The sequence below is a fragment of the Rhizobium sp. SJZ105 genome (genome assembly GCF_007828365.1).
Lineage (GTDB): Bacteria > Pseudomonadota > Alphaproteobacteria > Rhizobiales > Rhizobiaceae > Agrobacterium > Agrobacterium tumefaciens.
The window spans coordinates 839,337-859,427 of the sequence record NZ_VIUP01000001.1; the positions used below are offsets into that span (position 1 = coordinate 839,337).

The following is a 20,091-nucleotide window of genomic DNA, read 5'->3' on the forward strand; positions in this document are numbered from 1 at the left end:
ACATGACCGAAGAATTGCGCAGCTTTTACCCCGAGATCGAACCCTTCGAGAGCGGCATGCTCGATGTCGGCGATGGGCACACGATCTATTGGGAGCGGGTTGGTACACGCGGTGCGAAACCGGCGGTTTTCCTGCATGGCGGTCCGGGCGGCGGGGTAAATCCCACGCATCGCCGCGTTTTCGATCCGGCACTTTACGACGTCATCCTGTTCGATCAGCGCGGCTGCGGTCGCTCCACGCCGCATGCGGAACTGGAAGCCAACACCACCTGGCATCTGGTTGCCGACATTGAAAGGCTCCGTGCGCTGTGCGGCTTTGAAAAATGGCTGGTTTTCGGCGGCTCCTGGGGCTCGACGCTGGCACTCGCCTATGCCGAGACTCATCCCGAACGCGTGAGCGAACTGGTGCTGCGCGGCATCTACACGGTCACCAGGCCGGAACTGGACTGGTATTACCAGTTCGGCGTTTCTGAAATGTATCCCGATCGCTGGGAAAACTTCATAGCGCCAATTCCTGAAGCCGAGCGCGGCGAGATGATGCAGGCCTATAATCGCTATCTCACCAGTACGGACGAAGCCAAGAAGCTCGAATGCGCGCGAGCATGGAGCCAGTGGGAAGGCGCAACCATCGCCCTTGTTACCGATCCGGCGCGCGTCGAGGATTTCGGCGAGGATAAATACGCCATCGCCTTCGCACGCATCGAGAACCACTTCTTCGTCAATGGCGGCTGGCTGGAGGAAGGGCAATTGCTGCGCGATGCCGGCAAGCTTCGCGATATTCCGGGCGTCATCGTGCACGGGCGTTACGATATGCCCTGCCCGCTGAAATATGCCTGGCAGCTTGCCAAGGCCTGGCCGAAGGCTGATTTCCATATTGTCGAGGCAGCCGGGCATGCCCTGAGCGAACCCGGCATTCTTGACCAGCTGATCCGCGCAACCGATCTTTTCGGGGGGAAATAGGCAGGCCTTTCAGATGCTTGAAGCGGCCTGATGAGATAACGATTCACGCAGATTTTTGTGCGTGGATCATCCGTTTGGTCGCAAAGTCGCCTGTTTCAAGAGCAAATCGCCTTTTATTCATGCAGTTTTTCTCATGAACGCTTCACGGAAATGAATTGGCCCGCGCTACGCCGATCCGTTATGAAGGGCCATCCCTAATAATTGGCGGTACTCCCATGGCACTCGATAAAACGCTTCCGGCCCAAGAGGGCGGCGATAGCGCACGCGGTTTTGCTTTCGCGCTCTCCGCATATCTGCTGTGGGGATTCCTTCCCATCTACATGAAGGCGGTTGCGCATATTTCGCCGATAGAGGTCATCGTGCACCGCGTCATCTGGTCGGTGCCGATCGGCGCCGCCGTCCTTATCGTTCTCGGTCGCACGGCGGAAATCCGCACTGCGCTGAAAACCCCTAAAATGCTCGCCATGGCAAGCCTCACGGCCGCGCTCATCAGCATCAACTGGGGCATATATATCTGGGCGATCGGCGCGGGCCGCGCACTCGATGCCGCGCTCGGCTATTTTATCAATCCGCTGTTCAGCATCTTCCTCGGCGCGGTACTGCTCAAGGAAAAGCTTTATCCGGCGCAGATCGCCGCCATCGGCCTCGTGGGGCTGGCCGTTGCGATCCTCACCTGGCATGCGGGCAGCCTGCCATGGGTTTCCATTGCGCTTACCGTGTCCTGGGGTTTCTACGCCTTCTTCCGCAAGACGCTGCCAATCGGCGCCACACAGGGCTTCCTGCTTGAAGTCATGCTTCTTTCCGTTCCGGCCGTGCTGGTGCTAGCCTGGCTTGCCGTTAGCGGACAGGCGCATTTCATGGCCGGCAATGCGACCGATACCTGGCTGCTTGCGGCCAGCGGCATCGTCACCGCCGTTCCGCTTATTCTTTACGGCAATGGTGCAAAGCTTCTGCGGCTGTCGACCATCGGCATCATGCAATATATCGCGCCGACGATGATCTTCCTCATCGCCATCTTCATCTTCAAGGAACCGTTCGACATGGTGCGGATGGCGGCCTTTGCAATGATCTGGGTGGCGCTGGCGATCTATACCGCATCTAGCCTGATGCGGCTGAAGCGATAACCTTCCGCGTCATGCCAGCTCTCCACATTCCCGTATCTGTAACGGGAATGTGGGTCTTCAATAATCGACCAGCAATTGCGGTGTCGCGTCATAACCGAAGCGCGGTTTGACGCCGAGAAGTCCAGCCGTCTGGGTGATGATTTCACGGGTCATGGGTGCGGCCGTCGAGGCAGCCGTGCGTCCTCCGTTCACGCCGGTTCTGGGCGCGTCGATCATCGTCAGCACGACATATTTCGGCTTGTGCATCGGAAAACCGGCAACGAAGGCGTTGAAATTGATATCCTTGGCATAACGGCCATTGATGACCTTGTCGGCGGTTCCGGTCTTGCCGCCAACGTGAAATCCTTCCACCTGCGCACCCCTACCCGACCCTTTGATGCCGTTCCAGTTGAAAAGGTAACGCATATCGGCGCTCGTCTTTCCGTTGATGACGGTGCGGGAAAGCACTGCCGCATCCTCTCGGGAACGCGGCAGGAAGGTCGGCGAAATAAGGCTGCCGCCATTGATGAGCGCAGCTGCTGCCACCGCCGTCTGCAAAGGCGTAGTGGCAACGCCATGGCCGAAGGAAATGGTGACGGAATTGATCTTCTTCCATGTTCTCGGCTGGGTTGGCGTGGCAACGCCAGGCATTTCCGTATCCATTCTGGAGAGAAGTCCCAGTTTCGTCAGGAACTGCTGGTGGCCTTCGACCCCGACCTTGTCGGCAACAGCCGCCGTGCCGATATTCGATGAATATTGAAACACTTCCGGGATCGACAGCGGGCGGTTCCGGCCCTTGAAATCCTTGATGGTGAAGCCTCCCATGCGGATGGGTCGCGACGCGTCAACCACCGAGTTGAGCGTTATGGCACCTGCATCCAGTCCCATGGCAAGTGTGAAGCTCTTGAAGGTGGATCCCATCTCGAAGGTCGCATTGCTCATGCGGTTGAACCAGCCCTTTTCATACTCCCTGTCGATGCTGCCATCGGCAAGGGTGCGGGAAGGCTCGTTCGGGTCGTAATCCGGCACCGATGCCATGGCCAGCACCTCGCCCGTCTCCACATCCAATATCACTGAACCGGCAGCCTCCGCCTGATAGGCGGTTTTCGCCTTGAGCACGACCTCACGCACGATATTCTGCACCCGCAGATCGATCGACAACCTCACCGGCTCCAGCGGTGCACCGCTGGCAAGGCCGGTCGCGCGCAAGTCGGCCAGGCCCTGCTGGTCGAGATAACGTTCCATCCCCGCAAGGCCCTGATTGTCGACATTGACGTGGCCGATGATATGCGAGGCTGCGGGGCCACCCGGATAAAAGCGCCGTTTCTCCGGCCGGAAACCGATGCCGGGGATGCCGAGGTTGAGAATATCGGCCTGCTGGCGCGGCGTCAGCTGGCGCCGCAGCCATTGAAAGCCGGTGTCCGAGCGCAATCTGCGGTGCGTCTCGCGCCAGTCGAGATTGGGGATGACGGTTGCAAGCTTCTCGACAACCTCATCCGCGTCCACGACCCGACGCGGATCCGCATAGAGCGACACCATGTTGAGATCGGTCGCGAGCAGAGTGCCGTTGCGGTCGAGGATATCGGGACGGGAGGCGACCGCTGTAGCGCCGGTATTGATCCATGCGGTCGCAATGGGTTCGGCAAGGCCGTATTGGACAAGCCGTGCTGCAACGACGCCGTAGATAACGGCAAAGACGGCGATCAATATTCCGAGCCGCTTTTTCGCGTCCACCCGGCGGCGGGCAGCGGAACCGAGGATCGCATCCCTGCCCTGAAACGGACTTCTCTGAATAATAAAATGCGCCCGGCTTTTCAGCCGCACCAAAAAAGCAATCATTCCCCAATGAGCCCCGCTATCATGGCGGCGAAAATCAAATTCCGCGCTCAGCCTACGCCTTGTAGACGCTGGCACAGGATCGGGCGCGGAGCCATGAAAACAGCGGGCGGGGCGATGCCGCAGTCAAATCTCTATTAATATACACTTAAAATTGTAACGAACCTCGTGGCGGCCCGTTAACATTTATTCGATGCCTAGAGACGGGAAATTACCGAAGGGTCGCCTTCCGGGTTCTGCTGCGCAAGCGCCCGGTCGATGATGGCGGGCACGATGTCCTTGACCTCATCGATGACCAGCGGGTTCAAAAGATGGGCGCGATGGATGAAACCCTGATCGCGCATATGCTGCACAAGTTCCAGCATCGGGTTCCAGAAGCCGTTGATATTGGCGAAGACAATCGGCTTGGCGTGACGACCGAGCTGCGCCCACGTCATGATTTCGACGATCTCTTCCAGCGTGCCGACGCCCCCCGGCAGCGTTACGAAAGCATCCGAGCGCTCAAACATCATATGTTTGCGCTCATGCATGTCCTTGGTGACGATAAGCTCGTTCAATTGTCCGAGAGAATGGCGTGTAGCCTCCATATCGACCAGAAATTCCGGTATGATACCCGTTACTTCGCCGCCGTTGGAAAGAACGCCGCTGGCGACCGCGCCCATGATGCCCTTGGTGCCACCGCCATAGACCAGGCGAATGCCGTTTTCGGCAATGGATTTCCCAAGCGCGCGGCCTGCTTCCATGTGAGCCGGGTCACGTCCGGGCTGGGAGCCGCAATAAACGCAGATGGATCGAATCGCTGTATTTTTGTCCGTCATGATGGGAAGGAACTATGCCGGATGCGACACGTCAAGAAAATTTGGGAAATCCCTTGCAAATATGGCCTTTTACGGCCACGCCGCTTGTCTGGGGCAAGGTAAGACGCTAGCAATCTGAACTCGTGTAAAAAGCTTACAATACCCGGAGATTCCAGGATGAAAAACAATAAAGCCGGTTTGCTGGCACTGATCGTGCTGGGCATCGCGTCCCTGCTCATGATCTTTTTCGTCCTGCCTAGAATTTCCAATGACGGCAAACCCATCGGCGATGCCATCAACGAAGCGGGCAACGCGGTGAAGAACAGCGTAGAAATGGGCAGTGACAAGGCGGGCGACATCCTGTCCGACGCCGCTCAGGAGACCGCCAATATCGCCGACAAGGTCGGGCGCCTCGCGGCTTCCGCAACCCAGTCGATCAAGGATCTGACCACGCTTTTCGCCGACAGCAAGGTTCCGTCCGACGCCGACTTTGCGGCAGCACGCAAGAAGGTCGAGGCATCGCTCAAGGAACTGACCAATATCGAAATTCCCGAGACGCTGGATGAAACGACGTCGCGCCTCATCACCACGGCGCGCACTGCGGCCGAACGCACCACCGCTTTCCTGCGCGGTCTGCCGGATAGTGCAGCGGCGGCGGCGGCGCAGGTTCGCCGTCTGGCGGGCGTCTTCACCGGCACCGACGATGGTGCTGCACAGCAGCCCCAACCCGCCGCTCCTGCCGCCGATGCAGCGCAGTCCACATCGGGCGCACCGACCTTTGACGTGCTACGCGTCGAGCCCGATGGTTCGGCTGTGGTCGCAGGCAAGGCACAGCCCGGCTCGAAGCTTGAAATTCTCAGCAACGGCAAGGTGATCGCGCAGACGACCATCGACGGATCGGGCGATTTCGCCGCCGTTTTTGACAATCCCCTGCCACCGGGCGACCATGAACTGGTGCTGCGCTCGACCGACGCCAGCGGCAAGGCAACGCAATCCGAAGAAGTCGCAACCGTTTCCGTGCCCAACGGCAAGGCGGGCGAACTCTTGGCGATGGTGTCCAAGCCTGGTGAAGCAAGCCGCGTGCTAGCAATGCCGGAGGCGGCACCTTCAGCACTCCAGCCCCCGCAAGCCGCGCAACCGGGTCAGTCGGCAACAGCTGCCGCCACCACGACGCCCGCGCCTGCCGCTAGTACCCCGGCTCCGTCCGCTGCCGCAGCTCCTCTGACTTCGACCGTTCAGGTAACCGCCGTCGAATTCGAAGGCTCGAAGATTTTCGTTGCGGGTTCCGCGCCTGCCGCTTCGAGCGTGCGCGCGCTGGTCGACGACAAGGAAATCGGCAAAAGCACCACGGAGGCCTCCGGCCATTTCGTCATCGAGGGCAATGTCGATCTTTCCGTCGGCAGCCATATCATCACTGTCGAAGAGCTGAATGCCGACGGCACGGTGAAGGTCCGCGTGCGCGTTCCATTCGAGCGCCCGCAGACCGACCAGGCAACCGTCGCCATGCAGGCACCGTCCGCAACGCCATCCGCCGCCACGACGACCGCGCCCGCTGAAAACCAGAGCACGGCAAGCGACCGCGCTGCATTCGAAAAGCTGCGCACGGATGTCGCCAAGGCCTTCGGCATTCTGTCCAATCTCTACAAGGATCAGGCCACACCGGCGCTCGACCAGGCCATTGCCGGCCGCTCCGCCGTGGTGATCGGCCTCAAGTCGCTCTCCGAGTTCCGCACTGCCGCAGGCACCGAGCCATCCTTTACCGCCTTTGCCGGCGATATCGCCGCCAAGGCACGTCAGCTGCTGACATCGGTAGAGGCATGGCCGAACGACGTTGCCGGGATCGGCAAGGGTATCGCCACGCTGGCAAGCCGCCTTGCCGACCTCCACATCATCGCCCCGCCCGCACCTGCACCGCAGGCGCCCGCCGGTCCGCAGACCTTCGAGCAGCCGCCGCTTGCCGAAAGCCAGAACAGCGTCATCATCCGCCGCGGCGATACGCTGTGGCAGATTTCCCGTCGCGTTTACGGACAGGGCGTGCGTTACACCACGATCTACCTCGCCAACGAGGATCAGATCAAAAATCCTGACCTGATCGAGCCCGGCCAGATTTTCGGTGTGCCGGAGAAGGCCCTGCCGAATGCGGAAGAACTTCATCGCAAGCGTCTGAAGAGCGGTTCCTGATCGTTCAAGACATTGCGGTGACCCCGCAACAACCCTACCTGTGACAAGCACGGCGGCTTTCTAGAGCCGCCGCCCTGCTGTCGGCTTCCGGCAGTGCCCGGAGCAAATGATGGCCACCAAGAAAAAAACCATTTCGGCGGATTCCAGCAATCCCACGCAGACCCTCATCAACCTCTGGCCCTACATGTGGCCGGAAGGCCGCCTTGACCTGAAAATGCGGGTAATCTGGGCGACGGCGTTTCTCGTTATCGCCAAGCTGGTGCTGATCCTCGTTCCCTATTTCTTCAAATGGGCAACGGATGCGCTGAACGGCAAGCTGGACATGGTCGGGCTGGTTCCGGCCTTCCTGCTCGGTGCTGTCGCGCTTGTCATCGCCTATAATCTGACGCGGCTGATACAGGTCGGGCTCAACCAGCTGCGCGATTCGCTGTTTGCCAGCGTCGGCCAGCATGCCGTGCGCCAGCTCGCCTATAGAACCTTCGTGCACATGCACCGGCTTTCCCTGCGCTTCCATCTGGAGCGCAAGACCGGCGGGCTTTCACGGGTTATCGAGCGTGGGACCAAGGGCATCGAAACCATTGTCCGCTTCACCATTCTCAACACCGCACCGACCTTCATCGAATTCCTGCTGACGGCGATCATTTTCTGGACCTCCTACGGCTTTTCCTATGTGCTGGTCACGGTTGTCACCGTCTGGGCCTATATCTGGTTCACCGTGCGGGCCAGCAACTGGCGCATCTCTATTCGCCGCGCCATGAACGACAGCGATACCGACGCCAACACCAAGGCGATCGATTCATTGTTGAACTTCGAAACCGTCAAATATTTCGGCAATGAGGAGATGGAGGCGGAGCGCTTTGACGTCGCCATGGAGCGTTACGAAAAATCGGCGATCTCGATCTGGACGTCGCTCGGCTGGCTGAACTTCGGCCAGGGCGTGATCTTCGGCATCGGCTCCACTGTCATGATGGTGATGTCGGCGATGGCCGTGCAACGCGGCGAGCAGACCATTGGCGATTTCGTGTTCATCAATGCGCTTCTGCTGCAGCTTTCGGTACCGCTGAACTTCATCGGTTTCGTCTATCGTGAAATTCGCCAAGGATTGACCGACATCGAACAGATGTTCGAACTTCTCGAAGTCGAGGCTGAGGTTACCGACAGGGCGGATGCGAAGCCGCTTGTGGCCGGACCGGGTGCCATTTCCTTTCGCGACGTGCATTTCGCCTACGATCCGGAAAGACCGATCCTGAAGGGCATTTCCTTCGATGTGCCTGCGGGCAAGACGGTGGCGATCGTCGGTCCTTCGGGTGCCGGAAAATCGACGATCTCGCGGTTGCTTTATCGTTTCTACGATATTCAGGAAGGCGCCGTCACCATCGACGGGCAGGACATTCGCCACGTGACGCAAAAGAGCCTGCGCTCGATGATCGGCATGGTGCCGCAGGATACCGTGCTGTTCAACGATACGCTCGCCTACAACATCCGTTACGGACGCCCTTCGGCAACGACCGAGGAGGTCACGGCAGCGGCGGATGCGGCCCAGATCAGCGCCTTCATCAGCAAACTGCCGGAGGGTTACGCCACCATGGTTGGCGAACGCGGCTTGAAACTTTCCGGCGGCGAAAAGCAGCGCGTGGCGATTGCCCGAACCATTCTGAAAGCGCCGCCGATCCTCATTCTCGATGAAGCGACCTCTGCGCTGGACACCCACACGGAACAGGAAATCCAGAGCGCGCTTGATATCGTTTCGAAAAACCGCACGACGCTGGTCATCGCCCACCGCCTCTCCACCGTCATCAGCGCTGATGAAATCATCGTGCTGAAGGAAGGTTTGATCGCCGAGCGCGGAACCCACGCCTCGCTGATGGCACAGAACGGGCTTTATGCCTCGATGTGGAGCCGCCAGCGCGAAGCCATCCGGGCAGAGGAAATGCTGCGCCATGTTCGCGAAACCGACGATCTTGGCGTTGTTGACCGCGGCGAACCCGCGCATTGACGGGCATAAACCCCTGACAACAGGGCGGCACACCAACCGGACCATTGCCGGGCGGGGAGTTTGGCTGTAACCAGCTAAGCGAACTTTGTCGCATGCCCGTATGGATGATGTCGTATCACGACCATATAAAGACGCGGCAGGCGGAAACCGGAGCAAGGAAACTTATGAATCTGTTCGACACCATTCGCAACACCATCGTACCGATCCACAAGGAAGGCTACGTCTTCGTGGCCGCCTTCTTCGTCGCATCGCTGGTGCTCGGCTGGATATCCGAACCGCTGTTCTGGGTCGGTCTGGTGCTGACGGCCTGGTGTGCCTACTTCTTCCGCGACCCCGAGCGCGTGACGCCGCAGGATGACGACCTGATCATCAGCCCTGCCGACGGCAAGGTGTCCGCCATCCAGACCGTCGTTCCGCCGCTGGAGCTGGAACTCGGCAAGGAGCCGATGGTGCGCATTTCGGTGTTCATGAACGTGTTCAACTGCCATGTGAACCGCGCGCCCGTGCGCGGCCGCATCGTCAATGTCGCCTACCGCCCCGGCCTCTTCCTCAATGCGGAAGTGGACAAGGCCTCCGAAGACAATGAGCGCAACGGCCTCGTCATCGAGACAGCGCATGGCAAGGTTGGCGTGGTGCAGATTGCCGGCATGGTCGCCCGCCGTATCGTCTGCTGGGTCAAGCCGAATGAACCAGTTGATGCCGGCGAGCGTTTCGGTCTTATCCGTTTCGGTTCGCGCCTCGATATCTTCCTTCCCGAAGGTTTTCAGCCGCGCGTTTCGGTGGGCCAGACGGCAATTGCCGGCGAAACGGTTCTGGCCGAGTTCGGCTCCGCCAAGGGTCCGGTCCTTAGCCGTCGCGGCTGACGAAAACAGGAAGGGCATGCGCCATGGAAACGCCGATCTCGGAGCCGCAACAGAACGGAAAACATGAGGGCCGCAACGACAGCGGCCGTGGGCCGCGCCTGAGGGAAATTCCCTTTCGCCTCGTGATACCCAACCTCATCACCGTTCTGGCCATCTGCGCGGGCCTGAGCGGCGTGCGCCTCGCCATTGAAGGCCGGTTCGAGCTGGCCGTGGGCATGGTGCTCCTTGCCGCCTTCCTCGACGGCATCGACGGGCGCATCGCCCGGATGATGAAGGCGACATCCAAATTCGGCGAACAGATGGATAGTCTGGCCGACATCGTCAATTTCGGCGTCGCCCCTGCCCTCGTCGTCTATATCTATATGCTCGATCAGGCGCGTTCGATAGGCTGGATCGCCGCCCTCATCTACGTGATTGCCGCAGGCCTTCGTCTGGCGCGCTTCAACGTCATGATCGAGCGCCCGGTGAAGGCGCCGTGGCAGAACGAATTTTTCGTGGGCGTTCCGGCCCCGATGGGCGCCATGCTGGTGCTTCTGCCTGTTTATCTCGGCTTCCTTGGTGTCGAGCCAGGCAAGCCCTTCGCCTATATCGCCGCCGCCTACACCGTGTTGATCGGTTATCTTCTCATCAGCCGCCTGCCGGTCTGGTCGGGGAAGTCAGGTACCAGCCGCATTCGCCGCGATCTGGTGCTGCCGATGATCCTCGTCGTCGTGCTTTACGTCGCGATGCTGATGAGCTTCACCTGGGAGGTACTGGTTCTGACGGTTGCTGCCTATCTCGTGTTCATCCCCATCAGCGCCCGCCTCTGGCACCGCCGTTATGGCACGCTGACGATTGAGGAGGACGCGCATGACGACGCCAATGGCGGCAACGGCCTTGATCGCGGTATTTGAAACCGCAGGTATTATTTTTCTCCCACGAACCGTCGTTTGATGTGACACAAAATGTCGCAGCCCGAAAAGCGGGCTTCGCTTTCTTTCGCCTCGAATCCGTCAAGATTACCCACGAAAGAAGTAGCTCACACGCATCGAAACGGCGATTGACGTGAATTGTGGAGAAAGAGAAATGACGAACGAGACGAAGGCACAGCCGCAGGCGAAGCCCGACCTCAACAGCCACTACCGACCGCTCGGACTGAAGGCCGTTGCGGCCGCAGCCCTGATGCTGAAGCGCAAGCCCGCCGCCAAAACCGCTTGAAAACATTCGCTTTTCTTGAAAGCACAGCATCCAAGGCCTCGCAGACTTTGCGATGGTAACGGTCAATCCGAAAAAAACACCCGGTTAAATGTGCGGCGCTAATATTAGCGCCGTCTCCGTTTGTACGGCCCCCATCAAGAACCGCGTAACCGGCCTGTTTTATAAAACTTCCCGATCTGTAACGAAGCTGCAACCAAAACGAAGTAAAGTATTCGACTTCCACGGGACGACTGTACGGATAGTCTCGCATCGACTACTGAGCATCAAAAAAATTTCTACTTTAGCGATTCTTCCTGCTACAGCGAACAAGGCCGATTTTCGATGCCGTTGACAGGCGGTATCGGACCAATTCGGACGTTGCGGGAAAACCAACGAAGACGGGCCATGGGGGGCTTCATACGGCATGCAGGATAAAATCCTTCTGATTGAAGATTCCGTCGCTCTTTCCATGCTGCTGAAGTCGCGGCTTTCGGAGGAAACGGCAGCCGAAGTGATCCATTGTGACAGCATGGCGCAGGCCGATATCCTGCTGCGCGCCCATGATTTCACGCTGGCACTCACCGGTCTCAATCTGCCCGATGCGCCGAAGGGTGAAATTCTCGCACTTCTTGCCGACCACAAGGTGCCGGCGATCGTCTTCACCGCCACGGTGGATGAGGAGGCGCGCAAGCGCTACGCCGAAAAGAAAATAATCGACTACATCGTCAAGGATGGCCATCGCACCGTTGATGCCGTGGTGAAAACGGTCGACCGGATTTTGACCAACAGACTGTTTTCCGTGCTGGTAGTGGATGACGTGCGGACGGCGCGTTCCGGCCTCGTGGAAATCCTCGAACGGCAGAATTTCAGGGTCAGCGAAGCCCATTCTGGCAAGCAGGCGCTGGAAATCCTGTCGCAGGACCCATCGATTCAGCTCGTCATCACCGATTACCATATGCCTGACATGGACGGCTACGAGCTGACGCGCCGCATCCGCGACAGCCGTTCCTCGGAAGACCTGCGGGTCATCGGCATCTCGTCCTCCACGGACCGGCTGCTTTCGGCAAGCTTCCTCAAGGCCGGGGCATCGGATTTCGTCTACCGTCCCTTCGTGCCGGAAGAATTGCAGTACCGCATCGACAACAATATCGAAACGCTGAAACAGCTGAAACGGCTGCGTGAACTGGCAGAGCGGGATCATCTCACCGGTCTGCCTAACCGCCGCTCCTTCTTCGAGCGTACGCGGGCGCTGATGGACGTCATCAACGACAATGACGAGAACGGCGCAGTCGCCATTCTCGACATCGACCATTTCAAGAAGATCAACGACACGCTGGGGCATGATGCCGGCGACAGGGCGCTGAAGAAGCTTGCCGAACTGCTGCACGACATGTGCCATGAGCAGCGCCACATTCCCGCGCGCCTTGGCGGCGAGGAATTCGCCGTGTTCCTGCGTGGGCTCAATGCGCATGCCGCCTATCAATTCTGCGAAGAGTTGCGCGGCGCCGTCGAAAAGAACGGCCGCCAGCTGAGCGGCAGCAGCCTGGCGCTGACGATTTCGCTCGGCGTCGTGGAAATCGAAAAGGGCGAACCCTTCGACAATCAGCTCAATGCCGCAGACCAGCTGCTCTACCTCGCCAAGGCGAACGGCCGCAACCGCGTCTATTCCGACATCATGATCCAGGAAGGCCTGCAGAAAATCGGGCGGAACGGGTAAGACGGGCGCAGGATGGTCAACTGTGGAGTGACCGGGTCGATCCGCGATGGCCAGCCTCGAATGCCAGCAAGCACATCAGAACAATGACATCTGGCCATCATCCTTAGGTAGCCTGATTTTCGCGAGCGGCGCGCTTTCCGGCACCGGCTCGATAAGGTCAGCGCCGACATTGGCGACCTTGTTGACCTTGTCCGATACCGGGATCATCTCGAAAAAATCATCCTGAACCGGGCGCATCAGGTCGGCCACCTCGCGCGGTTCCTGCGTCTTGCAATCCAGCCAGCGGCTGAAATCCTCTGGCGCGATTACCACCGGCATACGGTCGTGAATGCGGCCGATCGCGGCGTTGGCAGCGGTGGTTAGGATGGCGCCGGTATCGACCTCGGACCCGTCAGCGGAAGACCACGTCTCCATGAGGCCGGCAAAGGCGACAATGCCGCCGTTCTTCGGGCGGATGAAATAGGGCTGCGGCTTGCCGCCCTCCTCCTTCGGCGGGCGGCGCCATTCGTAAAAGCCGGTGGCAGGCACCAGCACGCGGCGATGGCGCATGGCAGCTCGAAAGGATGCCTTGCCGATGGCCGTTTCCGAACGCGCATTGATGAGCAGGGGAAAATCCTTCGGGTCCTTGACCCAGCCGGGCAGAAAACCCCAGCGCACCAGCATGGCCCGACGGTTGGGCAGGTTACTGCCGCGCTCCTGCCGTTCACCCTCCAGCACGATCAGGATCGGCTGTGTGGGCGCGATGTTGAAACGGGCAGGAAAATCCTCAAGGCCGATCAGGTCAATATAATCGGCAATCTCTTCCGGTGTCGCTTTGAGCACGAAACGTCCGCACATTGTCTGCTCCTCAGGCCCGGGGACCGAATAAAATGATAGCCGTGCCCGCGAGGCAGACGGCACCGCCAGCGATATCCCATCTATCCGGTACTTGCCCCTCAACACCCCAGAGCCAGAGAAGCGATGCGGCAATGTAAATCCCGCCATAGGAGGCATAGGCCCTGCCCGCGGTCTCGGTCGGCACCAGCGTCAAAGCCCAGGCGAAAGCGGCGAGCGCCAGCATTCCTGGAAGCAATATCCAGCCTGTCTTGCCAAGCTTCAGCCACGCCCAGAAGGAAAAGCAACCGGCGATTTCCGCAACAGCCGCCAGGGCATAAATAAGATAGACCTTCATTCCACCGTCTTCTGCGTGCACAATCGATCCGATTCCCGAATATACCATCGGTATTCCCGGACCAATATAGACAGGCCCAAGACGGCTGAAACAAGCGAAACCATTCATGACCCTTCGTATCAAGCCCCGCCCCGCCTCCTCCGCCATCGTCCGGAATGGAGATCGGCTGCTGCTCGTGCGCCGTATAAATCCGCCGTCGAAAGACATGTTCGCATTTCCGGGCGGGCGCGGCGAAGAGGGTGAAACGCCAGCCGAGACGGCGCTGCGCGAACTTCAGGAGGAAACCGGTATCGTCGCGCGTAAACCGCAGCTGTTTGCGACCTATGACCTGCCGTCGCGCGACCCCGAAGGTGCGCTGACGAGCCACTATTTCCTCTCCGTCTTTACCGTGGAAACGGATGCGGACCCGGTGGTGACGGCGGCCGACGACGCGGCGGATGCAGGCTGGTTCACATTGTCGGAAATCCGCCGGTTGCCGGCACCGGAAAGCGTCGTCGAATGCGCCGAGCGGCTGCTTGGATGATTGCCAGCCAGCCAGAATCGCTATTATCTAGAGGATGTCGCGCAACACTGTGCAGCAGTTTTGCGATAACGACATGATATAGACCTAAAGCTGACGGGGCGGTCTGAAAGACCGCGATGGCTTTAGGACCAATCCGCCCGCCGGGTGTTCACGAGTATGTGTGGGGCAGAATAAAATTTTGATACGGCCAACCATTTTCCTGTCTTTTTTCCTGACCATTCTTGCACCCGCCGGGCAAGACGGCGTCGCTCATGCGCAGCCTTCGAAGGCTGCTTCCAGTGAGGTTCGCCCGCCGGAAGCACAACCGCCCAAACCCGCTCCCTATGACGACAGGCTGGCACGGCTGTCGGAGATATTGGGGGCGGTGCAGTATCTTAGAACCCTGTGCCCTTCCTCCGGTCCGGAGGACTGGCGCAAATCGATGAGCGATCTTCTGGCGGCCGATACGGCCAACGAACCTGAAAGGCGCCAGCGCATGACGGCTGCATTCAACCGTGGATATCGTTCCTTTGCGGCCATCCACAGCAGTTGCACACGCGCCGCCGTCATGGCAGAAGAGGGCTACCGTAACGAAGGGGCAACACTCGCCCAGGAAATTGCGTCCAGGTTCGGAAATTAGCGGATTGTTAACCTCTTTTCGCCGCAGCCCGTGCCGTTTTGATAAAAGGCTGCTAGTGTTGTTAACAGGGTGGTAAGGACTTGCCCGCCCTGTCGAGGATGAAAAATGCAGACGAGCCGTAACGAAATCGACGACATGATCGTGCATGAAAAGATGCAGGTCGCTCTGGAACACCAGAACGAGGCATGGGCTGACGGCATGGCCGACGGCATCGAGCCGGAGATCATCGCCGATGCCGCAATCGCTCTGGCCATGCGCGAAACCATCCGTATGCACGGCGAAGCCGGTGCTGAAGCAATGCTGGAATCGCTGCGCCAGCGCATGCTTGAAGGCGAATTTTCCCCGCAGCGCGTGATACAGTAAAGTCGGGGTCTGTCATGTCTTGCCTGAGCAAGGGGCTTTTGCGCTCTTCCGCCATGCTGTCCATCTTGGCTGCCTTGACCGCCGGGTCCATTGGCTTGCCCAGCCGCGCCTTTGCGCTTTCCGAGCTGAAACCCGCACAAAATACCGAAGGCGAGCCGCAAACCCAAAGTGGCGAACAGCCGCAACGGCCCCAGGCTCCTGAGCCCGACGAGATCGAAGGTGATTCGGACGGCATTCCCCTGCCCGACCCTCTGGTCGACCGTTCCGCCGGTCAATCGACCCAGCAACCGGCCAAGCCGGGCAACACGCCGGAAATGTCGGTCGTTATCGAGCATGATATTTCAAAGGCGCCGGAAGCTGTGCGCAAGCTTCGCCAGCAGATCATCGACGCCGCCTCTTCGGGCGATATCGAAAAACTGCGGCCTTTCATCGCCGCCAGCGACAAGCAGTTCCGTATCGACGGCAATGACAGCGACGACCCGATAGCTGCGCTGAAAAGCTATTCCGGCGATCCGGACGGTCTGGAAGTGCTGGCGATCATCATCGATCTGCTTTCCACGGGTTATGCCCATGTCGACGCCGGCACCCCGGATGAAGCCTATGTTTTCCCCTATTTCTCCGGAAAGCCGCTCAATACGCTGACCGCGCCGGAAAAGGTCGAGCTGCTGCGCATCATCACGGCGGGCGATCTGGCTGATATGCAGGAATACGGTAATTACAGCTTTTACCGCATCGGCATTTCGCCCGATGGCAAGTGGAAGTTCTTCACCGCCGGCGATTGATCGCGCGGCGGTGCTTGCCGTTCTTTTGCAAAAATCCTAACTGTGCGGCATGAGCAATTCAGCAGAAGCGCGTCGCGGTTCTGCAAATGGAACTGCGCGAAAACAAAAAGAGAGCATTTCGGCAGATTGCCTCGGGCAGCCCTCAGCGACCCTGGCCGGAAATGCTTTCGATGAACCGAACGGTGATGCCATGCCTTCCGCCTTTCTTGCCGACCGCCGCCTGATTAGAGTTTCCGGCACGGGTGCCGAAGAGTTTCTGAACAATCTGATCACGGCCGATGTTGAAAACCTGCCGCAAGGCGAGGCGCGCGCCTCGGCACTTCTGACGCCGCAGGGCAAGATCCTGTTCGATTTCCTGATCGCGCGCGATGGGCCGGATTATCTGATCGAATCGGGCGCTGCCGAACAGGATGCGCTGCTGCGCCGCCTGACCATGTACAAGCTTCGCGCGCCCGTCGATCTCAAGGCCGAACCGATAGAAGGTGTCAGCGTTTTCTGGAGCGAAAGCGTGCCGGAGGCGGGCGCGAAGGACGGCCGTTTCGACAAGGCCGGCATCAATCTGTTCCGCGTGCCGGGTGCTTCGGCCTCGGGCGACATAACGGCATATGATGCCCTGCGCATTGAGTACGGAATTGCCGAATCCGGCCGGGATTACGCGTTGCAGGATGCTTTTCCGCATGATGTGCTGATGGATGTGAACGACGGCGTCTCGTTCAAAAAGGGTTGCTTCGTCGGTCAGGAAGTCGTCTCGCGCATGAAACATCGCGGCACGGCAAGACGGCGGGTCGTCACCGTTTCGGCTGAAAGCGCCCTTCCCGCGACCGGAACTGAAATCACCGCCAATGGAAAAACGGTCGGGGCGCTTGGAACCGTTTGCGGCAACACGGGACTTGCCATCGTGCGGACAGACCGCGTTGCCGATGCGCTCGCCTCCGCCACGCCGCTCATTGCCGAGAATGTTCCCGTGACTGTGGCCTTGCCGGCCTGGAGCGGCATCTCCTTCCCCGTCGTCGATCCTGCGGTACAGGCGGAGGAATAGGCGTGGCGCCCGCTAAAAGTCCGCGCGCCTGGCAGCGCATGCTTTCTGGACGGCGGCTCGACCTGCTCGACCCCTCACCGCTCGACGTAGAAATCGCCGATATCGCCCATGGTCTTGCCCGCGTCGCCCGCTGGAATGGCCAGACGCGCGGCGATCACGCCTTCTCCGTCGCCCAGCATAGCCTCATCGTCGAAAACATTTTCTGCCGCATGTGTGCGAATGCTACGCCCGACGATATGCAGATGGCGCTTTTGCACGACGCCCCGGAATATGTCATCGGCGACATGATATCGCCGTTCAAATCAGTGGTCGGCGGCGGTTATAAAACCGTGGAGAAAAGGCTGGAAGCGGCCGTGCATCTGCGCTTTGGCCTGCCGCCGCATGCCTCGCGCGAACTGAAAGACCGCATCAAGAAAGCCGATACGGTTGCCGCCTTTTTCGAGGCGACGGAGCTTGCCGGTTTTTCCATTGCCGAGGCACAGAAATTCTTCGGCCTGCCGCGCGGCATCACCCGCGATATGTTCGACATTATCCCGCTTCCCTCGACCGAGGCGCAGAAGCGGTTCATTGAACGCTTCGAGGCGATCGAGGCGATGCGCGTGGTCAAAACCGGCAACGCGGCTGGAGGGGTTAAATGACTTCCATCGTCGTATCGCCGTTGTCGCGAATTGCGGAAATGGCCGTGAAGCACAAAGCCCGTGAAATGGTGACGCTGATCGCAAAGGAGCAGACCTTTCACCGCCCGGCGGTGATCTCAGCCGAAAGGCACCTGACCCTTGCGATGAATGACATCAGCTTCAAGGGCACCGGCGATCTCATCGCGCCTGACGATGCGCATGTGCTGCGGCTGATCGATTTCGCCCGCGAATGGGACCAGTCCGCACCGCTTCTCATCCATTGCTGGATGGGCGTGTCGCGCTCTCCTGCCGCAGCCGTCATTGCAGCACTCAGCCTTTATCCGGATCAGGACGAGATGGCGCTTGCGCTCAGCCTGCGCACCGCATCACCCTATGCCACCCCCAATGCCCGCATCATCGCAATCGGGGACCGGTTGCTTGGGCGGGATGGCAGGCTGGTGGCGGCAATCAAGACGATCGGCAGGGGCGCGGATACGGACGGCAACGTACCCTTCGTGCTGCCTCTCTCCAACTGACGGCTCCGTTTTTGGCGGAACCCCTGCGGGATCCAGTCGTTACCAAAGTAGAACAGCAATAAGAATCACGGGATAATTCATGGAACAACAGGCAACGGATATCATCGTCGCATCGCAGGCAGCGGTACGGCAGGCGAGCACGCTGGCGGTGCAATATTCCTTTTCGATCATCGGTGCGCTGCTGCTTCTGATCATCGGCTGGCTGGCCGCGACTTTCCTGCAGCGCTGGGCTTTTCAGGGCCTGTCCCGCATCCGCGGCTTCGATGCGACGCTTGCCGGTTTCTTCGCAGGTGCCATCCGCTACGTGGTGCTTATTCTGGTGCTGGTCATGGTGCTTGGCCAGTTTGGTGTACAGACGGCCTCCATTCTTGCGGCACTCGGCGCTGCCGGCCTCGCCATCGGCCTGGCACTTCAGGGCACATTGCAGAACATCGCCGCCGGCATCATGCTTCTGGTGCTGCGTCCCTTCCGGGTTGGCGAATATATCGAGACTGGCGCCGTGAGCGGCACGGTGATCGAAATCGGCCTGTTTGCGACCGAGCTTAAAACCAGCGATGGGCTTTACCGCCTTGCGCCAAATTCCACCCTGTGGAACGTGCCAATCACCAATTACAGCCGCTTTCCCTCACGCCGCCACGAATTGAGCCTGACGGTTAAGAGCGACGAGGATCTGGCTGCGGCGCAGGACATGCTGATGCGTGTGGTGCGCTCGGAAAGCCGGGTACTGCTGGACCCCGCCCCCGTTACCTTCGTCGATTCTGTCAGCGCAGACAGCGCCACGGTGAAATTGCGCTACTGGGCGCGTAGCGACAATTACTTCGCAACCACGCGTGACGTGACGAAGGCAATGAAGCTCGCTTTCGATGAGCGCAAGGCGGAATTAACCGCACAAACCGCGTGAATTGAGAGCGTCCCAGCCGCTCCCTTCCCCATGCAACTTTTTCCCATATGAAAGCCGGCCATGAGCCGGCTTTCACCTTTTTTCGCGCAAGGGTGGCGGCAGGCGCTCTTGCGTCTGGCGAAGGACGTGTTTATACGACCTATGCGTAATGTTATTACATAACTTACCCTTCGATTTATAACCACATAAGGGCCAGAAGAATGCAAAAAACCATCACCCGCGTCACCGGCGCGCTTGCAATCGGTTCCATGCTGCTGATGACAGCCCCGGCACTGGCGGCCGGAAAAGACAAGACGTCCACCGCGCATAGTCACAGCCACGATCACAGCCATGGCCAGACCGAAGCCGAGAAACAGATCTACAAGGGTTACTTCGAGGATGCGCAGGTGAAGCCACGCATGCTTTCAGACTGGGAAGGTGACTGGCAGTCAGTCTATCCCTATCTGCTGAACGGTTCTCTCGATGGGATCATGGCGGAGAAGGCAGCCCACGGCGACAAGACAGCAGCCGAATATCGTGCCTATTACGAAATTGGCTACAAAACGGATGTCAATCGCATCACCATCAAGGGCGACAACGTGGCGTTTTATAAGGAAGGCAAACCAACGCAAGGCACTTATGTCAGCGACGGCCAGGAAATCCTGACCTACAAGAAGGGTAATCGCGGCGTGCGGTACATCTTCAAAAAGACCGGCGGCGATGCGGATGCACCGCAATTCATTCAGTTCAGCGATCACACCATCGCGCCTAAAAAAGCCGGCCATTACCACCTCTACTGGGGCAATGACCGCAAGGCGCTTCTGGACGAGGTGACCAATTGGCCAACCTATTATCCGTTCCAGATGGATGGCCCTGAGATCGTCGAGGAAATGGCGGCGCATTAAGACCGCACTCTTCCTGGTTTTCCGCAGC

General features: G+C 59.3%; 21 protein-coding genes. 17 read left to right on the forward strand and 4 right to left on the reverse strand.

Features of this window, described 5'->3' with window-relative positions:
• Positions 1–2: 2 nt before the first annotated feature.
• Positions 3–959, forward strand: coding sequence for a prolyl aminopeptidase (pip, locus tag FB593_RS04220; RefSeq protein WP_113473813.1), 957 nt, complete (start codon positions 3–5; stop codon positions 957–959).
• A 215-nt stretch (positions 960–1,174) separates the two neighbouring features.
• A complete protein-coding gene (gene rarD / locus FB593_RS04225) occupies positions 1,175–2,083 on the forward strand; it encodes an EamA family transporter RarD (protein ID WP_145166341.1) in 909 nt (302 codons plus the stop codon).
• 57 nt (positions 2,084–2,140) lie between these two features.
• On the opposite strand, the gene FB593_RS04230 is transcribed toward rarD, so the two are convergent.
• Together FB593_RS04230 and FB593_RS04235 are read right to left on the reverse strand one after the other, a co-directional pair.
• Complete coding sequence (locus tag FB593_RS04230) at positions 2,141–3,901, reverse strand: peptidoglycan D,D-transpeptidase FtsI family protein (protein WP_065658082.1); 1,761 nt, start codon at positions 3,899–3,901, stop codon at positions 2,141–2,143.
• A 194-nt stretch (positions 3,902–4,095) separates the two neighbouring features.
• Positions 4,096–4,716, reverse strand: a complete 621-nt coding sequence (locus FB593_RS04235) for a TIGR00730 family Rossman fold protein (protein WP_003512311.1) — start codon at positions 4,714–4,716, stop codon at positions 4,096–4,098.
• A gap of 156 nt (positions 4,717–4,872) precedes the next feature.
• Between FB593_RS04235 and FB593_RS04240 the strand changes: the two genes are divergently transcribed.
• From FB593_RS04240 to FB593_RS04260, 6 genes are all read left to right on the forward strand, one after another.
• Positions 4,873–6,876, forward strand: coding sequence for a LysM peptidoglycan-binding domain-containing protein (locus FB593_RS04240; RefSeq protein WP_145166342.1), 2,004 nt, complete (start codon positions 4,873–4,875; stop codon positions 6,874–6,876).
• Positions 6,877–6,985: 109 nt separating this feature from the next.
• A complete protein-coding gene (locus FB593_RS04245; RefSeq protein WP_112289745.1) occupies positions 6,986–8,872 on the forward strand; it encodes an ABCB family ABC transporter ATP-binding protein/permease in 1,887 nt (628 codons plus the stop codon).
• A 164-nt stretch (positions 8,873–9,036) separates the two neighbouring features.
• Positions 9,037–9,735, forward strand: coding sequence for a phosphatidylserine decarboxylase (locus FB593_RS04250; RefSeq protein WP_003512305.1), 699 nt, complete (start codon positions 9,037–9,039; stop codon positions 9,733–9,735).
• A 23-nt stretch (positions 9,736–9,758) separates the two neighbouring features.
• Positions 9,759–10,628: a CDP-diacylglycerol--serine O-phosphatidyltransferase gene (pssA, locus tag FB593_RS04255; RefSeq protein ID WP_003512304.1), complete on the forward strand. Its 870-nt coding sequence runs from the start codon at positions 9,759–9,761 to the stop codon at positions 10,626–10,628.
• Between the two features lie 172 nt (positions 10,629–10,800).
• A complete protein-coding gene (locus FB593_RS27800) occupies positions 10,801–10,932 on the forward strand; it encodes a hypothetical protein (protein ID WP_003496883.1) in 132 nt (43 codons plus the stop codon).
• A 403-nt stretch (positions 10,933–11,335) separates the two neighbouring features.
• On the forward strand, positions 11,336–12,628 hold the full coding sequence (locus FB593_RS04260; RefSeq protein ID WP_145166343.1) for a response regulator: 1,293 nt from the start codon (positions 11,336–11,338) through the stop codon (positions 12,626–12,628).
• Between the two features lie 75 nt (positions 12,629–12,703).
• On the opposite strand, the gene FB593_RS04265 is transcribed toward FB593_RS04260, so the two are convergent.
• The gene (locus FB593_RS04265; RefSeq protein WP_112289740.1) at positions 12,704–13,465 is read right to left on the reverse strand and encodes an SOS response-associated peptidase; all 762 of its coding nucleotides are present in this window, start codon (positions 13,463–13,465) and stop codon (positions 12,704–12,706) included.
• Positions 13,466–13,475: 10 nt separating this feature from the next.
• Positions 13,476–13,799, reverse strand: a complete 324-nt coding sequence (locus FB593_RS04270; RefSeq protein WP_111803707.1) for a YnfA family protein — start codon at positions 13,797–13,799, stop codon at positions 13,476–13,478.
• A gap of 106 nt (positions 13,800–13,905) precedes the next feature.
• Here FB593_RS04270 and FB593_RS04275 point away from each other — a divergent pair, with 106 nt between their 5' ends.
• The 9 genes from FB593_RS04275 to FB593_RS04315 all read left to right on the forward strand — a co-directional run bounded on the left by FB593_RS04275 (position 13,906) and on the right by FB593_RS04315 (position 20,063).
• Positions 13,906–14,322 carry an NUDIX hydrolase gene (locus FB593_RS04275; protein WP_111803601.1) on the forward strand — a complete coding sequence of 139 codons (417 nt, stop codon included), beginning with the start codon at positions 13,906–13,908 and terminating at the stop codon, positions 14,320–14,322.
• 178 nt (positions 14,323–14,500) lie between these two features.
• Positions 14,501–14,941, forward strand: a complete 441-nt coding sequence (locus tag FB593_RS04280; RefSeq protein WP_111789338.1) for a TIGR02301 family protein — start codon at positions 14,501–14,503, stop codon at positions 14,939–14,941.
• A 105-nt stretch (positions 14,942–15,046) separates the two neighbouring features.
• Positions 15,047–15,304 carry a hypothetical protein gene (locus FB593_RS04285; protein WP_003496894.1) on the forward strand — a complete coding sequence of 86 codons (258 nt, stop codon included), beginning with the start codon at positions 15,047–15,049 and terminating at the stop codon, positions 15,302–15,304.
• Positions 15,305–15,318: 14 nt separating this feature from the next.
• On the forward strand, positions 15,319–16,086 hold the full coding sequence (locus FB593_RS04290; protein ID WP_112289737.1) for a hypothetical protein: 768 nt from the start codon (positions 15,319–15,321) through the stop codon (positions 16,084–16,086).
• 190 nt (positions 16,087–16,276) lie between these two features.
• The gene (locus FB593_RS04295; RefSeq protein ID WP_026330793.1) at positions 16,277–17,125 is read left to right on the forward strand and encodes a YgfZ/GcvT domain-containing protein; all 849 of its coding nucleotides are present in this window, start codon (positions 16,277–16,279) and stop codon (positions 17,123–17,125) included.
• 2 nt (positions 17,126–17,127) lie between these two features.
• Positions 17,128–17,763, forward strand: a complete 636-nt coding sequence (locus tag FB593_RS04300) for a YfbR-like 5'-deoxynucleotidase (RefSeq protein WP_019565368.1) — start codon at positions 17,128–17,130, stop codon at positions 17,761–17,763.
• Positions 17,760–18,278, forward strand: a complete 519-nt coding sequence (locus tag FB593_RS04305) for a tyrosine phosphatase family protein (protein ID WP_019565367.1) — start codon at positions 17,760–17,762, stop codon at positions 18,276–18,278. The genes FB593_RS04300 and FB593_RS04305 overlap by 4 nt, the downstream gene beginning before the upstream one ends.
• A gap of 79 nt (positions 18,279–18,357) precedes the next feature.
• Complete coding sequence (locus FB593_RS04310) at positions 18,358–19,179, forward strand: mechanosensitive ion channel family protein (protein WP_019565366.1); 822 nt, start codon at positions 18,358–18,360, stop codon at positions 19,177–19,179.
• A gap of 200 nt (positions 19,180–19,379) precedes the next feature.
• The gene (locus FB593_RS04315) at positions 19,380–20,063 is read left to right on the forward strand and encodes a metal-binding protein ZinT (RefSeq protein WP_038490476.1); all 684 of its coding nucleotides are present in this window, start codon (positions 19,380–19,382) and stop codon (positions 20,061–20,063) included.
• Positions 20,064–20,091: the final 28 nt, after the last annotated feature.

Excerpts from the sequence above, each read along its gene's own strand:
- FB593_RS04275 (WP_111803601.1), top strand. The coding sequence starts at position 13,906 with ATGACCCTTCGTATCAAGCCCCGCCCCGCCTCCTCCGCCATCGTCCGG.
- rarD (WP_145166341.1), top strand. The coding sequence starts at position 1,175 with ATGGCACTCGATAAAACGCTTCCGGCCCAAGAGGGCGGCGATAGCGCA.
- FB593_RS04305 (WP_019565367.1), top strand. The coding sequence starts at position 17,760 with ATGACTTCCATCGTCGTATCGCCGTTGTCGCGAATTGCGGAAATGGCC.
- FB593_RS04290 (WP_112289737.1), top strand. The coding sequence starts at position 15,319 with ATGTCTTGCCTGAGCAAGGGGCTTTTGCGCTCTTCCGCCATGCTGTCC.
- FB593_RS04240 (WP_145166342.1), top strand. The coding sequence starts at position 4,873 with ATGAAAAACAATAAAGCCGGTTTGCTGGCACTGATCGTGCTGGGCATC.
- pip (WP_113473813.1), top strand. The coding sequence starts at position 3 with ATGACCGAAGAATTGCGCAGCTTTTACCCCGAGATCGAACCCTTCGAG.
- FB593_RS04245 (WP_112289745.1), top strand. The coding sequence starts at position 6,986 with ATGGCCACCAAGAAAAAAACCATTTCGGCGGATTCCAGCAATCCCACG.
- FB593_RS27800 (WP_003496883.1), top strand. The coding sequence starts at position 10,801 with ATGACGAACGAGACGAAGGCACAGCCGCAGGCGAAGCCCGACCTCAAC.
- FB593_RS04235 (WP_003512311.1), bottom strand. The coding sequence starts at position 4,716 with ATGACGGACAAAAATACAGCGATTCGATCCATCTGCGTTTATTGCGGC.
- FB593_RS04260 (WP_145166343.1), top strand. The coding sequence starts at position 11,336 with ATGCAGGATAAAATCCTTCTGATTGAAGATTCCGTCGCTCTTTCCATG.
- FB593_RS04270 (WP_111803707.1), bottom strand. The coding sequence starts at position 13,799 with ATGAAGGTCTATCTTATTTATGCCCTGGCGGCTGTTGCGGAAATCGCC.
- FB593_RS04310 (WP_019565366.1), top strand. The coding sequence starts at position 18,358 with ATGGAACAACAGGCAACGGATATCATCGTCGCATCGCAGGCAGCGGTA.
- FB593_RS04265 (WP_112289740.1), bottom strand. The coding sequence starts at position 13,465 with ATGTGCGGACGTTTCGTGCTCAAAGCGACACCGGAAGAGATTGCCGAT.
- FB593_RS04230 (WP_065658082.1), bottom strand. The coding sequence starts at position 3,901 with ATGATTGCTTTTTTGGTGCGGCTGAAAAGCCGGGCGCATTTTATTATT.
- FB593_RS04285 (WP_003496894.1), top strand. The coding sequence starts at position 15,047 with ATGCAGACGAGCCGTAACGAAATCGACGACATGATCGTGCATGAAAAG.
- pssA (WP_003512304.1), top strand. The coding sequence starts at position 9,759 with ATGGAAACGCCGATCTCGGAGCCGCAACAGAACGGAAAACATGAGGGC.
- FB593_RS04315 (WP_038490476.1), top strand. The coding sequence starts at position 19,380 with ATGCAAAAAACCATCACCCGCGTCACCGGCGCGCTTGCAATCGGTTCC.
- FB593_RS04295 (WP_026330793.1), top strand. The coding sequence starts at position 16,277 with ATGCCTTCCGCCTTTCTTGCCGACCGCCGCCTGATTAGAGTTTCCGGC.
- FB593_RS04250 (WP_003512305.1), top strand. The coding sequence starts at position 9,037 with ATGAATCTGTTCGACACCATTCGCAACACCATCGTACCGATCCACAAG.